The 5,733-nt window shown below is 52.3% G+C and carries 2 tRNA genes and 3 rRNA genes; all 5 read left to right on the top strand.

Annotated features, from left to right (window positions below):
• Positions 1-309: 309 nt before the first annotated feature.
• The 5 genes from ACNA0I_RS26760 to rrf all read left to right on the top strand — a co-directional run bounded on the left by ACNA0I_RS26760 (position 310) and on the right by rrf (position 5,681).
• Positions 310-1,840, top strand: a 16S ribosomal RNA gene (locus tag ACNA0I_RS26760).
• 139 nt (positions 1,841-1,979) lie between these two features.
• Positions 1,980-2,056 (top strand) — tRNA-Ile (locus tag ACNA0I_RS26755).
• Between the two features lie 43 nt (positions 2,057-2,099).
• A tRNA-Ala gene (locus ACNA0I_RS26750) sits at positions 2,100-2,175 on the top strand.
• 299 nt (positions 2,176-2,474) lie between these two features.
• Positions 2,475-5,360, top strand: a 23S ribosomal RNA gene (locus ACNA0I_RS26745).
• A 208-nt stretch (positions 5,361-5,568) separates the two neighbouring features.
• A 5S ribosomal RNA gene (rrf, locus tag ACNA0I_RS26740) occupies positions 5,569-5,681 on the top strand.
• The 16S, 23S and 5S rRNA genes sit together here with 2 tRNA genes alongside, the layout of an rRNA operon.
• Positions 5,682-5,733 lie beyond the last annotated feature (52 nt).

Below are 5,733 nucleotides of genomic sequence, written 5' to 3'. Positions count from 1 at the left end.
AATCGATTTGACAGCGTGAAAAAAAGCCTTCATAATCTCGTTTCTCTGCTGCTGACACAGTAGCAGATGCGAAGCGAAAGCGACGCAGGTGCAGGACCCGCTCTTTAACAACGAAACAACCGATAAGTGTGGGCGCTTGGTAGCGCAGCACGAGCAGCTCTGATTCGTCGGAGTTGCTTGAAGCTAAACAAAATCAAGCGCACACATTTGAAGTGAAGTACCTTGAATGTCAAAGATATTCATAGAACCTCACTTCCTTTGAGTGAAGTGCCATGTATTTATACGTGGTGCGCGAATTAAACAGAGATTGAACTGAAGAGTTTGATCCTGGCTCAGATTGAACGCTAGCGGGATGCTTTACACATGCAAGTCGAACGGCAGCGCGGACTTCGGTCTGGCGGCGAGTGGCGAACGGGTGAGTAATGTATCGGAACGTGCCTAGTAGCGGGGGATAACTACGCGAAAGCGTAGCTAATACCGCATACGCCCTTCGGGGGAAAGCGGGGGACCTTCGGGCCTCGCACTATTAGAGCGGCCGATATCGGATTAGCTAGTTGGTGGGGTAAAGGCTCACCAAGGCGACGATCCGTAGCTGGTTTGAGAGGACGACCAGCCACACTGGGACTGAGACACGGCCCAGACTCCTACGGGAGGCAGCAGTGGGGAATTTTGGACAATGGGGGCAACCCTGATCCAGCCATCCCGCGTGTGCGATGAAGGCCTTCGGGTTGTAAAGCACTTTTGGCAGGAAAGAAACGGCCTTGGATAATACCTGAGGCAACTGACGGTACCTGCAGAATAAGCACCGGCTAACTACGTGCCAGCAGCCGCGGTAATACGTAGGGTGCAAGCGTTAATCGGAATTACTGGGCGTAAAGCGTGCGCAGGCGGTTCGGAAAGAAAGATGTGAAATCCCAGAGCTTAACTTTGGAACTGCATTTTTAACTACCGGGCTAGAGTGTGTCAGAGGGAGGTGGAATTCCGCGTGTAGCAGTGAAATGCGTAGAGATGCGGAGGAACACCGATGGCGAAGGCAGCCTCCTGGGATAACACTGACGCTCATGCACGAAAGCGTGGGGAGCAAACAGGATTAGATACCCTGGTAGTCCACGCCCTAAACGATGTCAACTAGCTGTTGGGGCCTTCGGGCCTTGGTAGCGCAGCTAACGCGTGAAGTTGACCGCCTGGGGAGTACGGTCGCAAGATTAAAACTCAAAGGAATTGACGGGGACCCGCACAAGCGGTGGATGATGTGGATTAATTCGATGCAACGCGAAAAACCTTACCTACCCTTGACATGTCTGGAATGCCGAAGAGATTTGGCAGTGCTCGCAAGAGAACTGGAACACAGGTGCTGCATGGCTGTCGTCAGCTCGTGTCGTGAGATGTTGGGTTAAGTCCCGCAACGAGCGCAACCCTTGTCATTAGTTGCTACGAAAGGGCACTCTAATGAGACTGCCGGTGACAAACCGGAGGAAGGTGGGGATGACGTCAAGTCCTCATGGCCCTTATGGGTAGGGCTTCACACGTCATACAATGGTCGGGACAGAGGGTTGCCAAGCCGCGAGGTGGAGCTAATCTCATAAACCCGATCGTAGTCCGGATCGCAGTCTGCAACTCGACTGCGTGAAGTCGGAATCGCTAGTAATCGCGGATCAGCATGTCGCGGTGAATACGTTCCCGGGTCTTGTACACACCGCCCGTCACACCATGGGAGTGGGTTTTACCAGAAGTAGTTAGCCTAACCGCAAGGGGGGCGATTACCACGGTAGGATTCATGACTGGGGTGAAGTCGTAACAAGGTAGCCGTATCGGAAGGTGCGGCTGGATCACCTCCTTTAAGAGCGAAGCTGTGGCTATTAAGCGTCCACGCTTATCGGTTGTTTGTTGAATGTATAGCTGGGATCGGTGTTGATTGCGGTGAGGGGGGAAGACTCTTCTCCGAGGTCCGTGATTCTGAGTACTGATCCGAAGATTATGGGTCTGTAGCTCAGTCGGTTAGAGCACCGTCTTGATAAGGCGGGGGTCGTTGGTTCGAATCCAACCAGACCCACCAGGTTTGCTGTGTGTTGAGTTGATTGACTTGGCATGTGGGAAATGGGGGTGTAGCTCAGCTGGGAGAGCGCCTGCTTTGCAAGCAGGATGTCATCGGTTCGATCCCGTTCACCTCCACCATTACTTTATTGTGAGTGATTGGTGTGGAAGTAGAGTTCAACACATAGTGCTGCGAGTCAGTGTTATGTGTTGGGTTTTGCCTAACGAGTTATACATTTGTTCTTTAACAATTAGGAAGAAGCACAACGAAAGCGTTCATGAAGTAGTTGGTTTAATTACCAGCGAATATGAATGCGGGTTGTGATTGCATTAATTTTGTTCCAAGTTCTCAAGATGGATCGAGAGATCTGTCGCTTTGAAACTTATGAACGGCACAAACGCGAAACATATCAGCGTCCTATAAGACTTCAGTGTTATAGGATCAAGCGACTAAGTGCACATGGTGGATGCCTTGGCGATTACAGGCGAAGAAGGACGTGGTAGCCTGCGAAAAGCTGCGGGGAGCTGGCAAACAAGCTTTGATCCGCAGATGTCCGAATGGGGAAACCCACTGCAGCGATGCAGTATTCCTGGCTGAATACATAGGCCAGTGAAGGCGAACCGGGTGAACTGAAACATCTCAGTAACTCGAGGAAAAGACATCAACCGAGATTCCGAAAGTAGTGGCGAGCGAAATCGGAGTAGCCTTTACGATTTAGCAGTTCAGATAATCGAACGGAATGGAAAGTCCGGCCGTAGCAGGTGATAGCCCTGTAGATGAAATCTGGATTGTGGAACTAGGCGTAAGAGAAGTAGGGCGGGACACGTGAAATCCTGTCTGAAGATGGGGGGACCATCCTCCAAGGCTAAATACTCGTAATCGACCGATAGTGAACCAGTACCGTGAGGGAAAGGCGAAAAGAACCCCGGAAGGGGAGTGAAATAGATCCTGAAACCGTGTGCATACAAACAGTCGGAGCCTCTTTATGGGGTGACGGCGTACCTTTTGTATAATGGGTCAGCGACTTACATTCAGTGGCGAGCTTAACCGAATAGGGAAGGCGTAGCGAAAGCGAGTCCGAATAGGGCGAATCAGTCGCTGGGTGTAGACCCGAAACCAGATGATCTACCCATGGCCAGGTTGAAGGCACGGTAACACGTGCTGGAGGACCGAACCCACTAATGTTGAAAAATTAGGGGATGAGCTGTGGATAGGGGTGAAAGGCTAAACAAATCTGGAAATAGCTGGTTCTCTCCGAAAACTATTTAGGTAGTGCCTCAAGTATTACTGCGGGGGGTAGAGCACTGTTATAGCTAGGGGGTCATGGCGACTTACCAAACTATGGCAAACTCCGAATACCCGCAAGTACAGCTTGGGAGACAGAGCACCGGGTGCTAACGTCCGGACTCAAGAGGGAAACAACCCAGACCGCCAGCTAAGGTCCCCAATTATTGCTAAGTGGGAAACGAAGTGGGAAGGCATAGACAGTCAGGAGGTTGGCTTAGAAGCAGCCACCCTTTAAAGAAAGCGTAATAGCTCACTGATCGAGTCGTCCTGCGCGGAAGATGTAACGGGGCTAAGCAATAAACCGAAGCTGCGGGTGTGTACCTTTGGTACACGCGGTAGGAGAGCGTTCTGTAAGCCTGCGAAGGTGGCTTGTAAAGGCTGCTGGAGGTATCAGAAGTGCGAATGCTGACATGAGTAGCGATAAAGGGGGTGAAAAGCCCCCTCGCCGTAAGTCCAAGGTTTCCTGCGCAACGTTCATCGGCGCAGGGTGAGTCGGCCCCTAAGGCGAGGCAGAGATGCGTAGCTGATGGGAAGCTGGTTAATATTCCAGCACCGTCGTACAGTGCGATGGGGGGACGGATCGCGGAAGGTCATCAGGGTGTTGGAAGTCCCTGTTGCGACATTAGAGAAGGCGCTTTAGGCAAATCCGGGCGCGTGATTCAAGGGTGTTGCACGAGGTCCCATGTGGACCGAAGTGATTGGAAGTGGTTCCAAGAAAAGCCTCTAAGCTTCAGCTGTACGAGACCGTACCGCAAACCGACACAGGTGGACGGGATGAATATTCCAAGGCGCTTGAGAGAACTCAGGAGAAGGAACTCGGCAAATTGATACCGTAACTTCGGGAGAAGGTATGCCCCGGTAGTGTGATGCGCCTGCGCGCAGAGCATGAAGGGGCCGCAGAGAATCGGTGGCTGCGACTGTTTATTAAAAACACAGCACTCTGCCAAGACGAAAGTCGACGTATAGGGTGTGACGCCTGCCCGGTGCCGGAAGGTTAAGTGATGGGGTGCAAGCTCTTGATCGAAGCCCCGGTAAACGGCGGCCGTAACTATAACGGTCCTAAGGTAGCGAAATTCCTTGTCGGGTAAGTTCCGACCTGCACGAATGGCGTAACGATGGCCACACTGTCTCCTCCTGAGACTCAGCGAAGTTGAAGTGTTTGTGATGATGCAATCTCCCCGCGGCTAGACGGAAAGACCCCATGAACCTTTACTGTAGCTTTGCATTGGACTGTGAACCGGCCTGTGTAGGATAGGTGGGAGGCGCTGAAACCGAGTCGCTAGATTCGGTGGAGCCGACCTTGAAATACCACCCTGGTTTGTTTGCGGTTCTAACCTTGGTCCGTTATCCGGATCGGGGACAGTGCATGGTAGGCAGTTTGACTGGGGCGGTCTCCTCCCAAAGTGTAACGGAGGAGTTCGAAGGTACGCTAGGTACGGTCGGAAATCGTGCTGATAGTGCAATGGCATAAGCGTGCTTGACTGTGAGACTGACAAGTCGAACAGGTGCGAAAGCAGGACATAGTGATCCGGTGGTTCTGAATGGAAGGGCCATCGCTCAACGGATAAAAGGTACTCTGGGGATAACAGGCTGATACCGCCCAAGAGTTCATATCGACGGCGGTGTTTGGCACCTCGATGTCGGCTCATCTCATCCTGGGGCTGTAGCCGGTCCCAAGGGTATGGCTGTTCGCCATTTAAAGAGGTACGTGAGCTGGGTTTAAAACGTCGTGAGACAGTTTGGTCCCTATCTGCCGTGGGCGTTGGATACTTGACGGAGCCTGCTCCTAGTACGAGAGGACCGGAGTGGACGTACCTCTGGTGTACCGGTTGTCATGCCAATGGCATTGCCGGGTAGCTAAGTACGGAAGAGATAACCGCTGAAGGCATCTAAGCGGGAAACTCGTCTGAAGATTAGGTATCCCGGGGACTAGATCCCCCTGAAGGGTCGTTCGAGACCAGAACGTTGATAGGTCGGGTGTGGAAGCACAGTAATGTGTTGAGCTAACCGATACTAATTGCCCGTGCGGCTTGATCCTATAACTCTGTGGGTTTTATGACCTGATAGATAGTAGCGACAAGTGCCGTTTATAGTGAAAGAATTCGTCAAACATAACCCCCTGTTGCTCGCCGATCGTCACCCCCATAGGACACGCTCCTTGGCCAGTGACTGACTCGCGCAACACGTCGTGCTTCTTCCAAATTGGGGCCCGTAGACTTAAAACGCTACCGGCCCAACCCTTTACGCCTGACGACCATAGCAAGGTGGTCCCACTCCTTCCCATCCCGAACAGGACAGTGAAACGCCTTCGCGCCGATGATAGTGAACATTCGTTTGTGAAAGTAGGTCATCGTCAGGCTCTTATCCTCAAAACCCCTCCAGCTAGCGCTGCGAGGGGTTTTGTCTTTGTG

Source organism: Bordetella muralis, assembly GCF_965139205.1.
Taxonomy (GTDB): Bacteria; Pseudomonadota; Gammaproteobacteria; order Burkholderiales; family Burkholderiaceae_B; genus Bordetella_A; species Bordetella_A muralis.
The sequence above is the reverse complement of the archived record's forward strand: the minus strand, read 5'-3'. Positions and strand labels throughout refer to the sequence as shown.